Source organism: Pseudoduganella sp. GW821-FHT12E03, assembly GCF_058807115.1.
In genome coordinates this window covers 209,568-227,314 of record NZ_JBXAQJ010000003.1, presented here as the reverse complement: position 1 = coordinate 227,314, position 17,747 = coordinate 209,568, and the positions used below count along the sequence as shown (strand labels likewise).

General features: G+C 45.5%; 25 protein-coding genes. 12 read left to right on the top strand and 13 right to left on the bottom strand.

The window, feature by feature from the left end; translation table 11 throughout:
• Nucleotides 1-8: 8 nt before the first annotated feature.
• The 3 genes from AC1RRC_RS08830 to AC1RRC_RS08820 are packed head-to-tail and all read right to left on the bottom strand — an operon-like array spanning nucleotide 9 to nucleotide 2,778.
• On the bottom strand, nucleotides 9-536 hold the full coding sequence (locus AC1RRC_RS08830) for a chemotaxis protein CheW (protein ID WP_493054914.1): 528 nt from the start codon (nucleotides 534-536) through the stop codon (nucleotides 9-11).
• On the bottom strand, nucleotides 533-2,239 hold the full coding sequence (locus AC1RRC_RS08825; RefSeq protein ID WP_493054913.1) for a CheR family methyltransferase: 1,707 nt from the start codon (nucleotides 2,237-2,239) through the stop codon (nucleotides 533-535). Before AC1RRC_RS08825 ends, AC1RRC_RS08830 begins: the two co-directional genes overlap by 4 nt.
• On the bottom strand, nucleotides 2,236-2,778 hold the full coding sequence (locus AC1RRC_RS08820; protein ID WP_493054912.1) for a chemotaxis protein CheW: 543 nt from the start codon (nucleotides 2,776-2,778) through the stop codon (nucleotides 2,236-2,238). Before AC1RRC_RS08820 ends, AC1RRC_RS08825 begins: the two co-directional genes overlap by 4 nt.
• Nucleotides 2,779-3,064: 286 nt before the next feature.
• Here AC1RRC_RS08820 and AC1RRC_RS08815 point away from each other — a divergent pair, with 286 nt between their 5' ends.
• The gene (locus AC1RRC_RS08815; protein WP_493054911.1) at nucleotides 3,065-3,394 is read left to right on the top strand and encodes a type II toxin-antitoxin system PrlF family antitoxin; all 330 of its coding nucleotides are present in this window, start codon (nucleotides 3,065-3,067) and stop codon (nucleotides 3,392-3,394) included.
• Nucleotides 3,391-3,897: a type II toxin-antitoxin system YhaV family toxin gene (locus AC1RRC_RS08810; protein WP_493054910.1), complete on the top strand. Its 507-nt coding sequence runs from the start codon at nucleotides 3,391-3,393 to the stop codon at nucleotides 3,895-3,897. The genes AC1RRC_RS08815 and AC1RRC_RS08810 overlap by 4 nt, the downstream gene beginning before the upstream one ends.
• 479 nt (nucleotides 3,898-4,376) lie before the next feature.
• Here AC1RRC_RS08810 and AC1RRC_RS08805 read toward each other — a convergent pair whose 3' ends face one another.
• Genes AC1RRC_RS08805 through AC1RRC_RS08790 form a run of 4 tightly spaced genes read right to left on the bottom strand, consistent with a single transcriptional unit; the run spans nucleotide 4,377 to nucleotide 6,752 of the window.
• Nucleotides 4,377-4,886 (bottom strand): hypothetical protein, encoded by a 510-nt coding sequence (locus tag AC1RRC_RS08805; RefSeq protein ID WP_493054909.1) that lies wholly within the window; start codon nucleotides 4,884-4,886, stop codon nucleotides 4,377-4,379.
• A gap of 1 nt (nucleotide 4,887) precedes the next feature.
• The gene (locus tag AC1RRC_RS08800; protein ID WP_493054908.1) at nucleotides 4,888-5,253 is read right to left on the bottom strand and encodes a hypothetical protein; all 366 of its coding nucleotides are present in this window, start codon (nucleotides 5,251-5,253) and stop codon (nucleotides 4,888-4,890) included.
• 19 nt (nucleotides 5,254-5,272) lie between these two features.
• A complete protein-coding gene (locus tag AC1RRC_RS08795; protein WP_493054907.1) occupies nucleotides 5,273-6,271 on the bottom strand; it encodes a hypothetical protein in 999 nt (332 codons plus the stop codon).
• 22 nt (nucleotides 6,272-6,293) lie between these two features.
• Nucleotides 6,294-6,752 (bottom strand): hypothetical protein, encoded by a 459-nt coding sequence (locus tag AC1RRC_RS08790; RefSeq protein WP_493054906.1) that lies wholly within the window; start codon nucleotides 6,750-6,752, stop codon nucleotides 6,294-6,296.
• A gap of 164 nt (nucleotides 6,753-6,916) precedes the next feature.
• Here AC1RRC_RS08790 and AC1RRC_RS08785 point away from each other — a divergent pair, with 164 nt between their 5' ends.
• The 5 genes from AC1RRC_RS08785 (at nucleotide 6,917) to AC1RRC_RS08765 (ending at nucleotide 9,810) form a co-directional block, all read left to right on the top strand.
• The gene (locus AC1RRC_RS08785) at nucleotides 6,917-7,153 is read left to right on the top strand and encodes a recombinase family protein (RefSeq protein ID WP_493054905.1); all 237 of its coding nucleotides are present in this window, start codon (nucleotides 6,917-6,919) and stop codon (nucleotides 7,151-7,153) included.
• Complete coding sequence (locus AC1RRC_RS08780) at nucleotides 7,150-7,449, top strand: recombinase family protein (protein WP_493054904.1); 300 nt, start codon at nucleotides 7,150-7,152, stop codon at nucleotides 7,447-7,449. The genes AC1RRC_RS08785 and AC1RRC_RS08780 overlap by 4 nt, the downstream gene beginning before the upstream one ends.
• Before the next feature lie 434 nt (nucleotides 7,450-7,883).
• Nucleotides 7,884-8,195 carry a hypothetical protein gene (locus AC1RRC_RS08775; RefSeq protein ID WP_493054903.1) on the top strand — a complete coding sequence of 104 codons (312 nt, stop codon included), beginning with the start codon at nucleotides 7,884-7,886 and terminating at the stop codon, nucleotides 8,193-8,195.
• A 61-nt stretch (nucleotides 8,196-8,256) separates the two neighbouring features.
• A complete protein-coding gene (locus AC1RRC_RS08770; protein ID WP_493054902.1) occupies nucleotides 8,257-9,003 on the top strand; it encodes a DUF4145 domain-containing protein in 747 nt (248 codons plus the stop codon).
• Between the two features lie 48 nt (nucleotides 9,004-9,051).
• On the top strand, nucleotides 9,052-9,810 hold the full coding sequence (locus tag AC1RRC_RS08765) for a hypothetical protein (protein ID WP_493054901.1): 759 nt from the start codon (nucleotides 9,052-9,054) through the stop codon (nucleotides 9,808-9,810).
• A 56-nt stretch (nucleotides 9,811-9,866) separates the two neighbouring features.
• Here AC1RRC_RS08765 and AC1RRC_RS08760 read toward each other — a convergent pair whose 3' ends face one another.
• The 4 genes from AC1RRC_RS08760 to AC1RRC_RS08745 all read right to left on the bottom strand — a co-directional run bounded on the left by AC1RRC_RS08760 (nucleotide 9,867) and on the right by AC1RRC_RS08745 (nucleotide 12,874).
• The gene (locus AC1RRC_RS08760; protein WP_493054900.1) at nucleotides 9,867-10,184 is read right to left on the bottom strand and encodes a hypothetical protein; all 318 of its coding nucleotides are present in this window, start codon (nucleotides 10,182-10,184) and stop codon (nucleotides 9,867-9,869) included.
• 132 nt (nucleotides 10,185-10,316) lie between these two features.
• Nucleotides 10,317-10,976 carry a hypothetical protein gene (locus AC1RRC_RS08755; protein ID WP_493054899.1) on the bottom strand — a complete coding sequence of 220 codons (660 nt, stop codon included), beginning with the start codon at nucleotides 10,974-10,976 and terminating at the stop codon, nucleotides 10,317-10,319.
• A gap of 84 nt (nucleotides 10,977-11,060) precedes the next feature.
• A complete protein-coding gene (locus tag AC1RRC_RS08750) occupies nucleotides 11,061-12,410 on the bottom strand; it encodes a relaxase/mobilization nuclease domain-containing protein (protein ID WP_493054898.1) in 1,350 nt (449 codons plus the stop codon).
• Complete coding sequence (locus AC1RRC_RS08745) at nucleotides 12,407-12,874, bottom strand: hypothetical protein (protein WP_493054897.1); 468 nt, start codon at nucleotides 12,872-12,874, stop codon at nucleotides 12,407-12,409. Before AC1RRC_RS08745 ends, AC1RRC_RS08750 begins: the two co-directional genes overlap by 4 nt.
• 260 nt (nucleotides 12,875-13,134) lie before the next feature.
• Between AC1RRC_RS08745 and AC1RRC_RS08740 the strand changes: the two genes are divergently transcribed.
• Genes AC1RRC_RS08740 through AC1RRC_RS08720 form a run of 5 tightly spaced genes read left to right on the top strand, consistent with a single transcriptional unit; the run spans nucleotide 13,135 to nucleotide 15,712 of the window.
• The gene (locus AC1RRC_RS08740; RefSeq protein ID WP_493054896.1) at nucleotides 13,135-13,308 is read left to right on the top strand and encodes a hypothetical protein; all 174 of its coding nucleotides are present in this window, start codon (nucleotides 13,135-13,137) and stop codon (nucleotides 13,306-13,308) included.
• Entirely contained in the window at nucleotides 13,305-13,655 is a 351-nt protein-coding gene (locus AC1RRC_RS08735) for a hypothetical protein (RefSeq protein ID WP_493054895.1), read from the top strand. The genes AC1RRC_RS08740 and AC1RRC_RS08735 overlap by 4 nt, the downstream gene beginning before the upstream one ends.
• Nucleotide 13,656: 1 nt before the next feature.
• Entirely contained in the window at nucleotides 13,657-14,184 is a 528-nt protein-coding gene (locus AC1RRC_RS08730) for a hypothetical protein (RefSeq protein ID WP_493054894.1), read from the top strand.
• Nucleotides 14,185-14,194: 10 nt separating this feature from the next.
• Nucleotides 14,195-14,536: a hypothetical protein gene (locus AC1RRC_RS08725; protein ID WP_493054893.1), complete on the top strand. Its 342-nt coding sequence runs from the start codon at nucleotides 14,195-14,197 to the stop codon at nucleotides 14,534-14,536.
• A 21-nt stretch (nucleotides 14,537-14,557) separates the two neighbouring features.
• Nucleotides 14,558-15,712 (top strand): hypothetical protein, encoded by a 1,155-nt coding sequence (locus tag AC1RRC_RS08720; RefSeq protein ID WP_493054892.1) that lies wholly within the window; start codon nucleotides 14,558-14,560, stop codon nucleotides 15,710-15,712.
• 406 nt (nucleotides 15,713-16,118) lie between these two features.
• Here AC1RRC_RS08720 and AC1RRC_RS08715 read toward each other — a convergent pair whose 3' ends face one another.
• Together AC1RRC_RS08715 and AC1RRC_RS08710 are read right to left on the bottom strand one after the other, a co-directional pair.
• The gene (locus AC1RRC_RS08715; RefSeq protein WP_493054891.1) at nucleotides 16,119-17,132 is read right to left on the bottom strand and encodes a replication initiation protein; all 1,014 of its coding nucleotides are present in this window, start codon (nucleotides 17,130-17,132) and stop codon (nucleotides 16,119-16,121) included.
• Between the two features lie 315 nt (nucleotides 17,133-17,447).
• Complete coding sequence (locus AC1RRC_RS08710) at nucleotides 17,448-17,663, bottom strand: hypothetical protein (protein WP_493054890.1); 216 nt, start codon at nucleotides 17,661-17,663, stop codon at nucleotides 17,448-17,450.
• Nucleotides 17,664-17,747 lie beyond the last annotated feature (84 nt).

The window sequence follows — 17,747 nt, the reverse complement described above, 5'->3', positions numbered from 1 at the left end:
GCGTTCTCCTAGACGCCGCCGGGGCGCGCGCCGTACTGGCGCGCGATACGGTCGGCCAGGCCGCGCAGCGGCAGTAGCGGCAGCGCGCCGTCGGCGGTCTGCACCGCCTGGCCGCCGCCGTCGCTGTCACCCATGGCGGCGGTTACCTGTTCCAGGTTGACGCACAGGTGGGCGTCGAACACGTCAAAGGCAAAGGCCAGCGGCGCGGAGGCCTGCACCAGTACCATCCAGCGCGGCGCCGGGCATGGTTCCATGCCCAGAAGGGCGGCCAGGTCGTACACTGGTACGGTCTGGCCACGTATGCTGGTCACGCCCAGGAATTCGGGGGCGCGCGACGGCAGCGCCAGGATGCGCAGGTTGGCGTGCAAGCCGCGCATGTCTTGCAGGCGCAGCGCATATGGCATGCCTCCGATGCGCACTGCCAGCAAATTGATCCGGCCCGGCGCGGGCGGGGCGTGCGGCAATGCGAACGCGTTGTCGAACTGTTCGCGCAGCGAGCGCAAGTCGAGGCCGGCGAGACGCGGAGGCGATGTCATGGCGCCGCTCCCAGTGCATTCAATTCAGCCTGGCACAGCGCCAGCAGCGCGGGCCGGGGGAAGCCGCCGCCGAACAGCAGCAGGCGCGGCGTGTCTTCGTGGCGCAGCAATTCCAGCGCCTGCCGCAAGTCGCGCCGGGCGCAATCGGGTTCGCCCAGGCGGCGCTCGAGCAGGCCGATATGTAGGCGCGCCATGGCGAAACCGGGATCGAGGTAGGCGGCGCTGCGGTAATGGCGCAGCGCGCCCGCGCCATCGCCGCTCTCTTCGCGGCACAGGGCCAGCACATACTGGGCGCCCGCGTTCAATTCATCCACGGCCAGCAGCGCACGGCACACGTTGACGGCTTCCTGCAGCGCGCCGCTCTGGCTGAGCGAAATGGCTTCCAGCAGCAGCACGTCCGGGTCTTGCCGGTGTTCGGCGCCCATGCCGGCGATATGCGCCAGGCTTTGCGCGAATTGCTGGTTGTGCAGGCAGGCCAGGGCCAGGTGCAGGTCGGGCTGGACAGGGTTGCCGTGATGGTCACCATTTCCAGGATGGCCCGCGTTCCCGGGATTCGCCGCGATTGCGGGATGATCCACGGTGGCGGGATCAGCTGCGGTGGCGGGATGACCTGAGGTTGCGGGATCGCCGGTCATCCCGGGACGCGCGACTATGCCGGTCAAGCCGGCCACGGCATTCAGCCCGGCCAGTCCGGCCAATCCTGCCTCGAGCGCGCCGGGCGGCGCATCGGCCAGCGTATGGATGCGCCGGCTGGCCTGGGCAATGGCGTCGACCCAGGCGTTATCGCTGAGCGGCGTGCGCAGCCTGACCGGTGGCGGCGGCAATTCAACGGGGATGGCGGCGGCGGGCGGGCAGGGCGTTCCCAGTTGCGGCTTGCGCTGGTAGTAAAACGTGCCGTGCGTGTGGCACAGGTGGAAGTCATTGGACAGCCCGCGCAGGGTTTCCGCATGGCCCAGGAACAGGTAACCGCCCGGCGCCAGCGCGGCGGCAATGCGCGCCACGGCGGCCTGGGCCTGGGGCGGCGAAAAATACATCAGCACGTTGCGGCAAAAGACCACGTCGTAGCTGCACGGCGCCCACAGGTCGTTGTCGTGCTGGGCCAGGTTGCGCATGTCGAAGCGCACCGACTGGCGCACGCTGTCATGCAGGACGTGCGCTTCACCGTCGCGCGCAAACCAGCGCGCCAGCATGTCGCCGGACAGTTCGCGCAGCGACCACTGCGAATAGCGCGCCTGCGCCGCCTTGGCCAGCATGGCGGGATTGGCGTCGACCGCGCGGATGTACAGGCCGGCGGGCGGCAACCCGGCCAGTTCGCGGGCGGCGATCGCCAGGGTGTACGGTTCTTCGCCGGAGGCGCAACCGGCGGACAGCACGCGGATCTTGCCGCCGTCGTGCATGGCGCGCTGCTGGCCGGCGGGCAGCGCCACTTCCGCATAGGCGTGGATTTGCTCGGCATTGCGGAAGAAATAGGTTTCCGTCACGGTCAGGTCGGCCGCCAGCCGATGCAGGGCGGCGCCGGCGGCCGTTGCCGGACTGGCCAGCAGGTCCAGGTAGGCGGCGCAATCGCGGCCTCCGTGAGCGGCCAGCACCCGCGCCAGCATGGCCGACTTGCCGTCATCGAATTGCAAGCCGAGGCGTTCGACAATGATGTCGCGGAAGCGCGCGAGTTCGGCCGGCTGCGGCGCCATGCTGACCGGGTTCATGTGCTGCTCCCCGCCGCCAGTGCGGCCCACATGGCATCCGGCACCAGGCGGCCGGCGCGCAGCACCAGCAGCAATTCATGGTCAAGCGCGGCGATGGCCTGCACGAAGCCGTCTTCGACGCCATCGAGCAACGGCGCCACGTCGGCCAGTTCCTCAGCCGGCACATTGCGCACGCCGATCACGTCATCCACAGCCAGCGCGACGCTGCGCCCGCCCAGCGCCAGGGCGATGTAGCGCGATGGCGGCAGCGGGCCGGCGTCCGGTTGCCACCCGGGCGGGTTGCTTGCATCGTTGTCGTCGCCGGGCAGGGGCATGCGGGCCGCCTGCATCACGCCAACGAGGCGGGCGGTATCGACCACCGGCACCGGTACGCCCCGGATCATGGCCAGGCCCAGCATAAAGTCCGGCATTTCCGGCACCGGGCTGACCGGCAGCGCACGCATGATTTCGCGAACGGGAGCAAGCGGCAAAGCGTACAGGCGAAAGCCACAGCGGCAGAGCAGGACCGCGGGGGAAGGCGCCGTGTTCGTTGCCAACATAGGACGTCCAGTGGCGCGCGTGCCGTTTTCCGCTTGGCGCAGGCGCTGCCTGTTAGTGGAGACTCGACAATCTTTGCATAGATTAATCGCAAGGATTCTGTTGAATTTTCACATATTTTTCTAAGGCTGGCGCGGGAGTTTTTTGGGGGCTGGAGAGGGCGGTTTGTGCTGGACAGGGCGTCGGCTGAATACCGTGTTGCTGTGGGCATTACCGGTAATGCATCTGCATTGACATGGTAATGCGATCGCATTACCATGCAGGAATCCCCTTTGGCCGGAGAGCCCCATGGCTACCACCCTCGAAGTCGAATCCACCTTGACCGACCGCTACCAGACCACGGTGCCGGAAACCGTGCGCCGCGCCCTCCGGCTGGGCAAGCGCGACAAGATTCACTACACCATCCGCCCTGGCGGTGAGGTCGTACTGTCGCGTGCCGAGCCCTCTGAGGAAGACGACCCGGTGCTGGGCCAGTTCCTCGGGTTCCTGGCGCGCGACATCGCCAGCCATCCAGAACGTCTGCAGGCGGTTGATGCCAGCCTCGTGCAGCACCTCCAGTCGCTGACCGCTGACATTGAAGTTGATCTCGATGCCAGCCTTTCAGTAGACGATGAATGAGCGCAAGCAAGCCCACGCCCATCGTGATTCACGGTTGGACGATTTTTGCCCACCCGCTGTTCCTCGCGCAACTTGAGGCCTTGGCGCAGCAGGTCGAGGCGCTCAAGCAAAAGGAGTCTGTCGAGTATGTAAAGAAGAACGCCACGAAACGACTGGCGGCGATCACCAAGTTGGCCTTCGACATCATCCCGCAAGACCCGGCACGGCCGGACTATCGGCAAGGCAACACGCTCGGTGACGACCACAAGCACTGGTTCAGGGCCAAGTTTTTTCAGCAGTACCGTCTCTTCTTCCGCTACCACGCACGACGCAAGGTGATCGTGTTCGCATGGGTCAACGACGACGACACCAAGCGTGCCTATGAGAGCAGTGATGACGCCTATCGGGTGTTCCGCAAGATGCTGGAAAACGGACGTCCGCCGGATGACTGGGACCAGTTGGTGAGCGAGGCATGTGTTGAGGGGGAGCGGCTGCGGCGAATCGCTGCGGGTGGTGGACTGTGAAGGATGGTTGTGGTGCTTGCGGGGTGGGGGAGTTGGCTTGCGAAGACTGTGCCGGGCTGAGCTGGCGTGCCCGCTGATCGCGGGCGCAACCTCGCTGCGCGAGGTTGAGAATGGGCGAATCGAAGAGCCGTTCGCTTGCAATCGAACGTCGTTCCGCGGGCGGGCCGCATGCGGCCCGAATTCCCCGCTCCACCCCGCGTCCGTACCGGACGCGGATTCGATTCCCGCCGCGAACACCCCGAACAAAAACAAAGGGCCCATGCTTGAGCCCTTTGATTTTGTTCGGTGGCGGGACGGCGGCAATCAACCTTGGTGCTTTTATTTTGTTTAAAATCAATTATTTACGGTTGAATTTTTTGGTTATTTTTATCATGATACCCCCATCAATACCCCCAAGATTGATGGATCGCATGGGAAGCGATTGGAACCTTCCTCTTCTTGGAGGACTATTGGGAGCCATTCTCTAATGGAAACGCCGACTATTGATTTTTGCAAGGATTTATCTCAATACCATCACGAACCGTCAAGCCGCATCCGTACTCTAAGATTTCCTCATCAGCTTCCACTTCCCGCCCACCGACATACCCATAAATAGGATGAATAATTCGTTGAGTTAAAGGGGTGTTGCAGCTAGGGCAAACCAAATCGGAATCTGTAATTAACTTCAATAAATCGCTGACCTGTGCTTCCAAGATTCGAAGTTCTTCTTCTTTTTGATGAATTACTTGTCCATGTCTGTTCTCATCCTCTTTAAGGCGAGAAATTTCTTTAAGTGTTATATCTACACGTGAAGATAGTGTAGAAACTAATACATCAGATGTTTGCAAGCTTAGTTCTTGAATTTTACCTTCCTTCTCCGCCAATCTCTCTTTAAGAAGTTGGATTACGCTATCTTTTTGTTCTACAAGCAATCGGTAGATGGAGAAAATTGAAATAATGAACGCGATAATAGTGGCGATTTGCGTATAGAATATTGTTTCATTTGTCATTCTATTCGTTATCCTCAAAATCAAAATATTCATCATCGAACCACCAGAAATGGCTAATGGTTTTCTTTGCAATTGAAAATAACTCAAGTTCTATGTCAGAACCTTTTGTTACAGTGGGGTCTAGGATAAAACTGCAAGAGCATGCTTTCGAGTCAAAGTTGATTTCCTTTACATAATGAGCTACTGATGATATCGCTGCCAACTCGCAAAATCTCATCATTGAAATCATTTCATTGCACTTGCTATACCGACTGCAAATCGCAACGCCAAAAACAGTTAAACTATCCGCTGATACTTGTTTTCCCTTGTCGTTAAATTTCTTGGCATTTGAGACAAGTTTGGATACTGTATTTTCAAAACTATTCATGAGGTATCGGCTTTCGCAATTAGAAAGGCATTGTCTCTAGAGTGAAGGGAATGTCTGCATGTATGCGGCCGTCATCCATATCTGTAATGAAAATTCCACCTTCCTCGACAATCTCATCAATCAAATCGCCAATAACATTGAAGCTAGTAGTATCCTGCCAGCGGCCATAGCTTTCTTTTATTTCACGACACGCCATATCAAGTCGCTCAAAAAATGGAAGGAACCAATGCCCATTTAAAGCATCTACAGTGCGAGGCATGTTTAAGTATGAAATATCTCTACCGTACAAATTGCCCAGATGGTAGCAGGCTAGTTTCATAAGCAAGCCGTAGACAACATAAACTTCGCTAACGACTCTTCCAATATTAGCATGTGTTCTATAGGCAATTATACATCTATTTGCTTGTTGCTTCGCCTCACTCAAATTCTGTATAAAACTTTGCTCATAACCCTCTGTAGGGTCAAATCCAAACGGAGCACTGAGCCATGTCGCTGCATATTCGTCCCAGCATGCAAGAACTGTGTTCCATCGATGAGTTAGGTGCAAGTTTTGATGTTGTTGGCGCAATAGGAAGCCAGGAAACGCCATATCAAAACGACGTGTTATTTCAACATGAGCACATTCATGAGCAAGCGTGTGTAAAGCAAGACCAAAGTTAGCATCTTCCTTATTCTCTAATGGGATTAAAAATCCTGCATTTATAACAATGTGGCTTTTAATAATCCCATCCCGTAACACTGAAGGTGTCATCGCTATTCCAATAACCGTGCTATCGGAAGGGGCGAGTTGATGAGAGAAGTCATAACCTCTGTCCAGATTGGCTAGTGCTTCCCGGTAATTGTTGGAAACAGTAACTCCATCCAAATGGCTCAGGTCATAAATGCGACTAAACGCGCGAACAGCACCTCCGACATATTGACCAAATTCAGTAGCTCGTTCCTCAGTATCAAAAGCGTTGATTGAAATAATGAAACTGGCTGGTGCGGTTTCTTGTCTATCAGAAGTTTCTTCACTCATAGTGGAAATTATCGGCTATTGATTACAATGTTTTTAGTTTGGCACTAACTACTGCTGCGGATATCGATGAAATTGCAGCTATTACGGAAATTAAAATTGGAATGAGCGTGGTTTTCCAAGAGTTGGCACGCTGTAGCTCTTTGTTATGAAGGTCATTAGCCAGTTGCATAAGTTTTGATGTGTTTTCGACGCTCAAAGGCGGGTGTATTTCATCCTCCTCTCGTTCAATTGTGTCCTGCACATTTCTTGCAATAAGAGAGATGTTGGGCGGGTTATTGCCTTCCGGTTTGACTCTAAAAAACTCTTTGTGCTGTAGCCCAATTTTCATCCAGCTCGTTGCGCTGATTGGATTTCCTTGCAGTTCTTGGAATAGTCCATTTTCCGAACGTCTCGTCTTCGCCGAAAGTGCAAGGACTTGGATTAGAGCCAGGACGTCGGAAAGGCGTCCTTCATTTAGATAAGGGCGGGTATTTTTTGACATTTTAATATCTTAAAGCCTAGGCGAATACCAAATCCAATTTCAATAGGGCAGGGGCCAGCGATAGCCCATCCCCGACGCTGTAGTTACTACCAAAAAGCTTGTTTCTCTAGAGCCTAATGGTAATTTTTTCATTCACTTTAAACCTCATTGATAGTAGATGCAATATGGCAATTTACGGTCATGCCCGGACATCCACGGTGGAGCAAGTGGCGGGACTGGGGGATCAGATCGCCAAGCTGAGGGCGGCGGGCTGCACGGATCAATCCATCTACCGGGAGCAGATCAGCAGCGTACGAATGGAAGATCGAATTGAGTTCGCCAAGGTCATCGCTGCGCTTCGGCGTGGCGATGTCCTGGTGTTCACCAGCCTGTCGCGGGCGGCCCGCTCGATGATGCCATGATCGAAATCGAATCAAAGGTGGCAGCGGCAGGGGCCACTATACGGATTCTGGACTTGGCAATTGACACGGCCACGTCCGCTGGTCGGCTGACCTTCAATTTGTTCGCGTCGATAGCTCAATTTGAGCGGAAAATATGCTGGAGCACCGGCGCGTCGGAATTGCTGCTGCAAAGCAGCGTGGGCCTATACCGGGCGTGCGCCGGCTGCACAGGCCAAAGCGCCTCGTGTGCTTGCCGGGGCTGGTGGTGTGCTGGCGTGCCCGCTGATCGCGGGCGCAACCTCGCTGTGCGAGGTTGAGAATGGGCGAATCGAAGAGGCACCGCGCTTGCAAGCGCGGAGGCCGCTTTTGCGGCGGCGAGCAGTGCTCGCCGACTGCCCCGCAAAAGCCCCGCGTCCGTACCGGACGCGGATCCGATTCCGGCTATCTGAACCCGTCGAACAAAAAATTAGGGCCCCAAGCTTGCGCTTGGAGCCCTAATTTTTTGTTCGGTGGTGGAGACGGCGGGAGTTGACCCGTTGACACCACAAAGCCTGTAAGTCCTTGACTTTGTACAGTTTTTCTTCTGCGATGGTTTCGATGTGAACCACCAAAGTGAACCACCTCAACGGCAGTTGATGAGTGTATAGTTTACCATAGATGCCACGCTGAAACTTGATCGTAATACAACTTTTTTGGTGTGAATTCTGCAACCGAACCCAAGTCCGCAGGGACTCTACCAAAAGAGGGAAAGATGCGTGATAGATATGATGAATTTGGGACAGGTTGGCTACTAGTTGTTGGAGGAGTCGGCTTTGTTCTTGCATTTGTTCTGACAAAAGCAAAGGTACTGAATGAGAACAATGTAACTAAGTTCTGTACATGGGCTTCAGGACTGTTTGCAGCACTTATGGCACTCTCTGCTGATGGTGTAGCAGATGGACTTACGGGATTGCTTGGAAGGGCTGCAATCTTCGCTCTTGTGTGGTTTGCAGCAGGTTTGCTGTTCACATTTGGTGCAATGTTGGGACAGTCTAAAGCCAAAGACAACAAACCAAAGAATTAAATCATTTTTATAAGTAAAGCCACTTTTTCAGTGGCTTTTTTTACTTTAAAAAGGGAAACGAATGAGTGCCAAACAGACTGTTGACTTAGTCGAAGAAAAAGACCTTAAAGACACTAAAATTTATATTAATTGTTCTGTTTGTAAAAGAGAACACCAAAGCTCAACAATTCTTCATGCTGTAAATCAAACAGGTGAAATTGCTGATGATGATGAAAACTATTTCCAATGGGGTGAGAAAAGTCAACTTATTATTTGCAATGGTTGTGAGTCAATCTTCTTGAGGCGAAGAAGTTGGAACTCAGAAGAAGTTGATTATAGCTATGACAGGGAAGGAAAAACTAGAGCAGAATGCACAGTTACGGAAACCATCTATCCAACTGTTCAGAAAGATAGAGAGTTAGAAAAGCATTTTCATCTTATTCCTGATGATTTACTTGAAATTTATGAAGAGACTTCTAAATCATTAGAAGCAAAGCATAAAATTCTGACAGGTGTAGGTATTAGGGCAATCATTGAGACAGTTTGCAAAGAACGATCTGCAAAAGGTGATAATTTAGTTCAAAAAATTAATAGCCTTAAAGATATGGGTTTGCTATCAAAAGAAGGCTGTGATTTGTTGCATAAGATGAGGGTGTTAGGTAACGATGCAGCGCACTCTGTAAAGCCTCACACCAAAGAACAATTATCGGTTGCAATGGATGTGGTTGATAATTTGCTTTTGAATGTATATGTGTTGAGTCATCATTCAAATACAACATTTAAAGATTTGGTTAAACCTCCGAAGCCAAAAGCCCCACAAAACCCATAATATAAAGCCACCTTCGGGTGGCATTTTTTATAAAATATTAGGAATTATATGACTTACAGACTCTTCTGCTTCGTAAAATTCTTTACAGAAGAAAAGTATGCTGATGATTTCATGAGTGGAAAGCTGTATTGCAATACATTGCGATACTTCAAGGAATTAGAGCAAAATGGCGATGGTAGAGGTGATCCATATGAAGGCTTGGCATCACTGATACAGCCACAAGGAAAGGTGCTTAAATTAGTGATTCGTGGTGAACTTCCTGATGGAGTTCCTAGAGAAATCGTAATAAAAGAAGAAGATTTAGCAGGACCTATTTTAGTTCATACAGACGAAAATCTAGACCATAGAGTCTTTTGCATGTATGCGATTTACATAGATGATGGTTTTAATGAATTTTCAGACGAAGAAATAGATGATGATGAACTACAGAAGCGGGTTGCTTCTGTAAATAATAAATTGAAGCTTCCTGAGGAATTTTTTAGCATGGGACAACATGCTGTGCTAATTTATGATATTGCACCATTCATGGAAGCTATAGCATCTTATGAGAAGACTAACAAGCATAGGATTAGGCGGGGTCTTGTTAAGTATTATGATGATTCTACTTTTGATGGAGACTTTGAAGAAGACAGAGCAATCTTCTCAAAGCCATTGAAATTTAGCCACCAAAAAGAGTATAGACTTGCTTTTAAACCTTTGAATGATTCGCCGTTCTTAGAGATTGGAAGCATGGAATCTTATGCAAAGAAAATGACTTCTGATGATGTTAGAGGGTTAGCTGTTGAAGTTAGATCCAAAGAAGAATAATAAAATAAAGCCACCAAATGGTGGCTTTTTCATTTCTTACGAGTCATTTCCTTATATCATCCGATTGGAAGAACCTCAATAATTTCATCAGCAAACCATTTTGCAATGCAATTTTTCCTGTCAATTTGACCCATTTTATTTAGAGACTCTTCATTTTTCATGCATTCAATGAACAAAAAAGTCTCTATGTCATACCAAAACGCATTTTTTTCAAGAGACGAAATCATGTCATTGGTTCTATTCTCATAACTTTTAATTGCCAAATTAAAAGCATGCTCAAATTCTGGAAATGATGCCCCACCCCTTCCTGTCGCCATAAGCATTTCATGGCTCAATTTCTCTATATCTCTCGCGCTCCATACTTCTTGTTTCATATATTTCCTTTCTTTGTTGTTTAAGTGTTCCAATATTATTAAGAAATTTTACGAATGTACAGGAAAGATTTTTTTGTATATACAAAGCAAAAAACCGCCAAACAAGGCGGTTTTCGTTGTTTTCTCGACACATTAATCTAAAATTCTAAAGTAGAGATTGCTATCTGTTTTGTTGGTTCCTGATATGCAACCCTGCTTCCAATTCTCCACTTGAGTAGTTAAGCCGTTAGATTTGAAGTCAATAGCTACTGATGAATTTGGATCTGCTTTTGTAGCGGAACCTGTGAACTGTCTAGCTTCACCGAAACTTGCATAAGTTGGGATAGTGCTGTCGCCGTGAATGTCAGAGTTCAGTTGTTCACAAACGCTATTTTTGACACCTGCAATCATGATTGTAGGATGCTGATTATTATCATTGGTGATGTTTGGAGCGAAGTTTGTTGAGTAAACAAAGAAACCTTCTGAACCAAACGCATCAGCTTTTACAGAATTTGCTGATACATTTGGTTGAGATAATTCAGTTAAGATAGAGGTAGCTGAACCATCTAAAGCATATTTAATTAAGCTTTTGCTAGTTCCATTGATCACTAAAGTATCAAATGCCAATTTAATAGCACTGCTGTCATTGATGATGCTACTTGCACTGATTTTTGCACCTGAACTGCTACCACTGCTTGTATTAGCTTGACCTGATAAAGCCCACATTCCTATAGCTGCAACAACAGCGACAATTACTAAAATTATAGCTAAGATTGAGAAGCCGTTTTTTGTTCTTAATTTCATCTGTTTCATATCCATTTTTCCTTTAAATTTATGGCATAGCAACTATTGCTATACAATTAATATATCCAATGGATTTGAAATTGCAATAGGGCATCAAAACTTAAGACGTCTATTTAGTTCTTGTCGTTTCTGTTCCTCTAGCTGATACTGCATTTTTGTTAGTTGCGCTCTAAGTGATGCAATCTGATTTTCAATAGCTGACCTTTGTTCAGGTGGAACAGAACTCAACAATATTCCTAATGCGGTAATTTGATTTTCAAGTTCTCCATAACTCACAACGCCACTATTTGACACACCACCAATGGAAGAAGCAACAGCCGATGTAGAACCCTTCATGAAGTGCTTATGACTAGGTTTGGATAGTTGGATAGGTCTTGCTTTAACCTGCGGTTCTGAGGCTCTAGAAGTGATTTGAACAGGTTGTTTTGTGGTTGTAGTGTTCTGCTTGACTTCAACAGCCTTCGTATTGATTTTGACCTTCTTGGCTCTTGGTTTATATACTCTTTTTGGAGCATACATTCCTGCAAACATATCCTTCTTGAATGCAGTATCTTTATCAAGATTTACCTCTAGCTTCCTAAATTCATCAGGTCTAAGATGCTTTTTCGCGTTGTTATATTCTGCAATAAGAGTTCTGTAATCAACACCTTCAACAAATGGACCATCTTTGAATCTAACAGCCTTCTCCTTTCCAGGCAGTTTGATGGACAAGTAATCCTTAGCTTTTCTTGTTACTTTGCAACCATTTTCCTTTAGAAGTGCGATTAGCTCATCTCTATTGTTGACTTCACCTGACATCACAGCTTTTTCAGCTATAGAACTTAATTCCGTTCGTCTTTCATTGTTCGTCTTAAACTTTTTTTCAGCCTTTTTTCTTTTTGAGTAATCCACATCTTTAATTTTTTCAAGAAATTCCTTCTGTCTTTCCTCAGAAACCTTGGCATCAAATCTACTGAATGACGCTTTAAAAGGATTAGGGACAACTTGTTCAAATCCCAACTTGTGATTCCAATAAGAACAAAAATCTCGCTGTAACTCTCGCGATCTTTTACCATTCGGAAACGGGTTAAATTGGCGTCCTGTCTTTAAGTGTTCATCGTTGATGATTAGATGAACCTCGATGTTGCCTTTGTCTAGATGTTTTACAGTGAGCATATTAATTTCATCGGGTCCCATTCCACCGAAAAATCTCTCCCTTAAAGATTGAGTAATGATCTTTATTTGGTCGTCTGAAACTTTTTCGTCATCACGGAACGATAGGACATAACTGCTATATTTTTTCTCGCGCGGATTATTTTGAATTAGATATTTTGTCAATAGCAAATCCCCCTCTAGTAGCTCGGCTGGTGGGTTTCTCTCATTTCCATTTGCATCTTTTTCACTGAATAGATAGTTAATTCCATCGGGTCCTGATGTGCCTTTATTTACGAATGTTAGTATCATGCTTTTTCCCCTCTTATATTTAAAAGAGCCTTTTCTAGCTCTTTGTTCATTTCTCTCATCAACCTGATCTCTTCAAGCATCTTATCTTTAAATCCGTCAAAAGCCTTGTTGTTCATCCTGTTCATGTGTCCTGCTATTTGATTGAGATTACTTCCCATCTTTCCTGTCTGAGATATGTTGGAAGCTTTGAAAAGCTGATGTAGCTCAGCAATTTTTTCCAACTTCATCTGAACCTTATCTTCAATCTTGATTGATTCAGAAAGTGACTTATCTCGACAGTAGGCTCCTGCTGTTCTTTTTCCCGCCATTTTTAATATCTTTTTCTTCTCAGCAGGCGATACAGCAAACTCAATTTTTTCTGTTCTGAGTTCATCATTCCCGTCCCAACTACCTGATTGACCCGGCCTTTTCTTCTTACCATCAGGAAGATTTTTCAGCTTTAAATATTTGTCGTACTGCGTCATTCTTTTCACCTTTCTTGTTATTGTTTTTAGTGTTACTTCTACAGCTTAGAGCATCGCAGAAATATGCAAAGCAGGGGCATGGGGGAACCCCATATAAAATTAATTCCCCTTGGGGAATAATTACCCTTGCTTTTGGTTTTATTCCTTACTTATTTATTAAAGCAAAATCATTTTCCAAAATCAAATTTTGAGCAAAAACTTGATCTAAAAAAATATTCTGATATAGATATGATATCCACGGACAACTAAAGGATGGAAATATGAATAAATTAGACTACGGTAATAGATACAACATGAAGAACCTCACGACTGATTTGTATGATTATTTAATCGAAAATGGCGACAAAAGTAAATACAACAGAGAAGTGAAAAAGATTGCTGACTATCTATACAGAAAGCAGATCTTGCTGAACAAATTAGAGGGGAAAGAATGAGCTACTTCACTAAAGAAGAGTTTGCAGTCTTAAAAAGTTTCAAGAGCCGTGTGAACAAGAAATTTAAAGATGCTGAACCTCAAATAATTAGTAAAGCATACGATAAGAAAACTGTTCAATTTCTTGCAAAGAATTTTGACTGTGTTAAAAAAATTCAGTATGGCGATGGGGAAAATGCTTATTACTACTATGCACCGAAGGAATTGATACCCTTCTTGAAGGAAATTGCTAACTCTCTTCAAGAAACTGCACAGTTGGAAAAGCCTGACCCTGAATCTGAGGCTGAATTGCATCTAAATTTGAAGGAAAAAGCGATTGGAACAATTAATAAACTAAGAAAGGTTTGATATGAAAAACTACACAATAAAAGAGCTAGTAGATATGTCTTACAACAGTCCTGATGATTTTCTTAACTTGAAGAAATACATGCAGGGATTGTCAATGGTCACTAAGCGAGATGAATATTCAGAAATATTTTCTGTGCTAGATGAAAGCATCAAGAAAAGATATGCAAAAGAAATTGCGGACAGCATAGTCAGCTTTGTTCTTTTGGCAGAATACAAGTCGACAACAATTAAGGAAGTTGATGATGATGGAGATGTTAACTATGTTAAGGCTATTGAAATTGAGGGGGAAAAATATCCCGTTGAGGACTTTCCTGATACATACAGAGATTACTTATTAGATGATGATGGAAGTCTTTTTAGAGTTGAAAGAGAACTGCCTGAGGCATGGCAATCTAAGAAAATAATGAGAAGTGAAGCATATAAGGCTATTTGCAGAGTTAATGAAAGAAATAAATTGAGTTTCGAGTTAGGTCAAAAGCAAGAAGGTTCAGTATCAAGTACTATCAAGAAATTAATCAATAAAATATAAGGAGGTTGGAATGAGGAAATTTATTGAACTAGAGTGGGATTTCATGGTGGCAAACAAGCAATTCTTTGAAATGCGTACAAACACGCATTTCTTAGATTTAGACCTTGCTTTTGGCTACAACTCTGATGATTGGGAGTTGCTTGACTATATGGGGCAAGAAGAAACCGAATGGTTGCAGAAGAATTTCTTAGTTGTATGGCCTAGCACAAAAGTAGGACATGAAAAGGAAGTTTACGCACCTAAAGGGTTCTTGAGGTTCATAGATGATTTTCTTCTTCCTGTGAAACTGACGAAGGAACTTAATGAGAAGTTGACCAAGAAAGATAGCTGTAGAAGTGCATTAAAAATATAAACAACAACAAAGGAAAAGCGTATGAATAGAAAACTAGAATTAATATTAGCTGTGTCAAGCATTTTTGCTACAAATTTAGCTGTATCTGCTGAAAAGCAGATTGAGATTAAACCTATCGAAGCATGTGACCCTAAAAATAAAGGCGCACAAGACAGCACTTGTTTCGGTAGCTTTATTCCATCTATAGAAAAGGTTGTGGCATCTGCACCTAGTAAAAACATTACTCCTCCTGCAATCACACCTTTTGCAGTATTGGGAACAAGCTGTACAACTCCGTGGGGTGCTGTGGTTGCTGATGGTAGTGGGATAGATGCTTTTTTGACCCCTACAGCCTCCTACAACCCTTCTACGAGGGAATGGGCTATAGGTTGTAGGGAAGAGTTCAGACACTGCTCAAACGGCGTTTTGAGTGGTTCTTATCAGTATGGCAGTTGTGATCTAGAACCTGTGAATGGTTCATGTGGTTCAGCAGGTGGACAATATTATACTTATCCAACTTCGGGACCTTCTGTAAACACTCTTTGCAATCCTGAGTTTATTTATAACGGCATCAGACCAGGCGATGATAGTGCTCCTACATATCCTGCACATTCCTTTGTTAGCTTAGATCCATCAGCAAACACGTTTAATTGGAGTTGTAAAGGTGATGAAGGGGGAATCACTGCAAGTTGTATGGCATATAGAAGAATCAATGCGCAATGCGGTAATTCACTATATGGTTGTGGTTTGGGGAATGTATCGGGGCAGTCTTCTACTGATGTGTTTGATAGTGCAAGCAAATATGTGACAACTAGCTATTCGTGGCAGTGTTTGGGAATTAATACAGGTTCTAATGCTTCATGTTCTACAGACATTTATGACCCATCAAAAGCCACTCCTGTAGTTCCACCAACTAGTGATTTGGGTGATGCAAATAACATGACCTTTAAAACAGGTTGGACAGATTATTCTAAAGGAGGATTTGTAAATGGTTGGATTTCTGTACATATTACTGGATATGGTTGCAAAACTAGTACAGCTACAAATAGGTCATATAGCTTAACTAAGGCTCCAATGAATAATATGTCAGTTCAAACTGTATCTTGGAATTGTGGTGCAGAGGTCGGAACTGCATATATTTTAATCTGTGGAACATACAACAGCTTGGCTGATCCGCAAAACGGTTGCACTGAATGATTGATACTTGACTTTATCGTGAATTATGATAATTAGTGTTTAAGCATAGATTCTTATGCGATTTCAACTTAGTCATACGATTTCCTTTAAAGTAACGAGAGAACCCACAGAAATGTGGGTTTTTCTTTATGCGGGGAATTCTTCGTAAAATACAAAAAAACAGATAGGACGATTATGCAATTTACGAAGAATTCACCTGTTAGCAATCGCGGCCATTTTTTTATTTCATTTCTATTTTTTTGAGCTAAAGCTCTTCTTTGTTTTGTAATTTGGACTGCAAAGCAGTTCTTTTTTATATTTTTGTTGGGTTGCTAAAGCAATTCATCTATTTTTAGATACCCCACTACGGGGGTAATTATCTGACAACACCGTATTGCACCATAGTAGATTTTTACAACTAAGTACCTTATGCCGCCTTTTTATAAATTAGTTCTTCTAGCTCATTCCAATAATTTTTGATGGTTCTTAAAGATACCTTGCTATGTATCTCAAGACTTCTTTGAGTGATTAGAGTTCCCTGTACTTTCATAAGTGTGATGGAGGTCAATAGCGCTGTTCTAGTGGCGTTTTTTCGCTCTGTATTGGTTCTTGTGGCTGATAGACTCTGCTTCTCTTCTAGAGCTAAATTTGAGGTGTTTAACTGCATAATTCCACGATTTTTGAGATTGTCGATACAGTGTCTATTTCTCCATGTCCAACGTCCTATTGAATTAGCAATTCCTAATACTTCCTTGTATGGCAACCCTCCACATGGTAGAGCCTCTAACTCAGTATTCAGTAGAAGACCTTTAGTTTGCACGGCATCAACGAAGTTTTCATAATAAAGATGTTCACGGACTTCTTTATACGCCCACAATCTCAAGTTGTTAAAAATTGTGCAGTTTCTGCCTTCTGCATCTAGGTTTAAGCCCTTCTTCCTTGGTGATCCAATGTCTAGATACTCGCCAAAATCTTCCAATTCGTAGCTGACATTGTTATTAATAACTTTCCAATACGGGTGTAATGGATTCCTGGTGAACAATCCGACATAGCCTAGATCACTATCAAATGGTCTAAATGCTTGAGTCAGTGCATTGTCAACTCGCTCATATAATCGTTGTGGCGCTGATCGACCGGCTTCTGTATAGATAACAGGAGTTTTCAACTCATATAAATAATGTGGAGTGTTGAACCTCCCATTTTTTGGATTTGGGTTAATTGTAATGATACTAGGTGGTGGCAAATCCAATTCTTCGTAGCAAAAGACGGACTCTTTAGTTTTGCAATCTATGTCAATAACTATGTATTTTTTATACAATTGGTTCAGTTGCACATTCTTGCATTGCAATGCCTTCTCCTTCTTTCTGTATAGTGTTCCATACTGAAAATCGTCTGTGCTCATGCACTTTTCTGGTAGTGATTCAACAAATGCTTCAAACATAAAAAAATCCTTTCAAGTTAGCTGAAAAGCTAGAAAGGACTTTTTATGTGTTATGCTTTTAAATAATTCTAATTGCTTGACTTTTGCGTTAGAAAATGTTTATATATTGCATGAACCAAAAATAATCTGCTACGATTAGTTCCATCTAGAAGCCAAGTTTCCAGCTTGGCTTTTTTCATTTCATTCCTATTTATTTAATAGAAATTTAATCTAAAGTCAAATTGAGCCACGTGGAAACCTTCAAAGAGTTCTTTGAGGGTTTGTACTGTAACTTTTTACAGTATGAGGTCGAAAAAAAAGCCACTTTTCAGTGGCTCATTTTTTTTGATATGTAGCATTCATTTTCTTTTCCCATTCTTCTTTTTCCTTATTTGTCCTGTCTGAAACCTTAGAAGCTACATTATTCTGCCACTTCTCTACATTACGAGTAGTAGCAACATAATCAACCCCTACAAGTGTCATAGGGATTGCAATAGCTACAAAAGCAACCAATACTATCAATTTAATAGCTATCCTGTCGATCTTGCTCATGCTCTTGCTCCTATAGTTATTTCCTTAGTATAACAATTTGCATGTCCACGTCAATAAATAAGCCACATTTCTGTGGCTATATTT